The following is a 2,217-nucleotide window of genomic DNA, read 5'->3' as shown; positions in this document are numbered from 1 at the left end:
CTTCCACTATAACAAGTCCCGCATCGGGTATCTCCTTTTCCATTATCCTTGCCATATAAAGTGGTGTTGCATCGTCCTTTTCTCCCCAGATGAGAAGAACAGGTGCCTCGATGTCCTTCAGGTAGTGTCTCAGGTTGTCATTTACAACCTTGACCATTATTTTTCTCATTATTCCGTCTGCATCCCTGTAATCTGCAGATCCATGCTTTCTGTAAAACCTTTCAAGTACTTCTTGCCTTTTGTTTTTTGGTGTAAATGCAAGATAAATCTTCTTCAATAGCTTGAAGGTATATACTTTAATATAGTAATTAGCAGTTCTTTTCGGTATTATGCCTGCACTATCTATCAGAACAACCTTGTCGAAAAGGTCGCCGTAAATGCTTGAAAGAATAATTGATATTCTTCCTCCGTGGGAGTGACCGAAAAGTATTATCTTTTCCAGTCCCGTGCTGTCAATGAATTCCTTGATTATTTCCGCATATCCGTATGAATCAATAACCTCGTCTGGCGTTGAGCTTTCGCCAAAACCCGGAAGATCCACAGCAGTAACCTTGAATGAATTCTTTAAGCTGTTTACAATTGGAATCATAGTTTCAATGCTGCCTCCCCATCCGTGGAGCAGCAACACATCCTGCCCTTGTCCCTCCTGTATATAATTAATGTCCAGTCCTTGAATTTCAACTTTCATAATGTCTCCGTATTGTTTAACTATTAGATTTAACTATTAGATTATATCAGATTAGCAGTAAAATTGAAAGAAAAAAGCCCCTTTTCAGGGGCTTGTATTGATTACAAAATCTTTACGATCTATTTGTTTAAACTATTTGATAAGCATTCCGCCGTACTGAGCAATTATAGGTCCGAATACTAGAGAAACTATAGTCATAAGCTTTATAAGGATATTTATTGAAGGACCTGAAGTATCCTTGAATGGATCACCAACAGTATCTCCAACTACAGCAGCCTTGTGAGCATCGCTTCCTTTTCCGCCATGAGCTCCACCTTCGATGTATTTCTTGGCATTGTCCCATGCACCACCGGCGTTCGCCATCATGATTGCCATAAGAACTCCAGTTACAAGTGCACCTGCAAGAAGTCCACCTAGAGCTTCCTTACCAAGAAGAAGTCCTATAATAACAGGTACTATTACTGCTAGAATTCCTGGAATAACCATTTCTCTAAGTGCTGCAGTAGTACTGATGTCTACGCATTTCTTATATTCAGGAGTTGCTGTTCCTTCCATGATTCCTGGAATTTCCCTGAACTGTCTTCTAACTTCTTCAATCATTGCGAATGCAGCTTTACCAACAGCCTTCATAGTAATTGAAGAGAAAAGGAACGGAAGCATTCCACCTATAAATAGTCCTGCAATTACAGTAGGCTCTATCAGGTTTATTTCTGTAAGACCAACAACTTGAGTATATGATGCAAACAGTGCCAGTGCAGTAAGTGCTGCAGAACTGATTGCAAATCCTTTACCTATTGCTGCAGTAGTGTTACCAACAGCATCAAGCTGGTCAGTAATTTTCCTTACTTCTGGAGGAAGCTCACACATTTCTGCGATACCACCTGCATTGTCAGCTATAGGACCGTAAGCATCAACTGCTATAGTCATACCTGCTGTAGAAAGCATACCAACAGCTGCAAGTGCTATACCGTAAAGTCCCATTGCTGTATCAGTAGATCCACCTGATACATAAAATGCTACAAGTATTCCTATTGCAAGAATAACAATTGGGATAGCTGTAGATCCCATACCCACTGCAAGTCCACTTATTATAGTAGTTGCCGCACCAGTATTTGCCTGGTCTGCAATCTCTTTAACAGGAGCGTACTCTGTAGAAGTATAGTATTCTGTAATTTTTGCAATTATAAGACCTACAATAAGTCCCGTAATTATAGCTGCAAAAGGTTTTGCCGTTCCAAGTATTGAAACACTTAGGAAGTAAGCAGCAACTACCACTATTACAGCACTGACGTTTGTTCCCATGTCGAGTGATTTCTGTGGGTTTGATCCTTCACTTCCTTTTACGAAGAACGTACCTATAATCGATGCAACTATTCCTATTGCAGCAAGCATTAGTGGGAATATTGCGCCATTATCTCCAAAAGCAATAAGTCCAAGAGTTACAGCAGATATTATAGAACCAACATATGATTCAAAAAGGTCTGCTCCCATTCCAGCAACATCACCTACGTTGTCTCCAACGTTGTCTG

General features: G+C 40.2%; 2 protein-coding genes. Both read right to left on the bottom strand.

Features of this window, described 5'->3' with window-relative positions; all coding sequences use genetic code 11:
- Positions 1-688, bottom strand: a 688-nt coding sequence (locus AC3AX0_RS12015) for an alpha/beta fold hydrolase (protein WP_487550520.1), incomplete at its 3' end; no start/stop codon positions are given.
- 132 nt (positions 689-820) lie between these two features.
- Positions 821-2,217: sodium-translocating pyrophosphatase (locus AC3AX0_RS12010; RefSeq protein WP_487550519.1), on the bottom strand; the 1,397-nt coding region annotated here is incomplete at its 5' end.

This window comes from Dethiosulfatibacter sp. (assembly GCF_983023055.1).
This window is presented reverse-complemented; position numbering and strand designations above follow the sequence as displayed.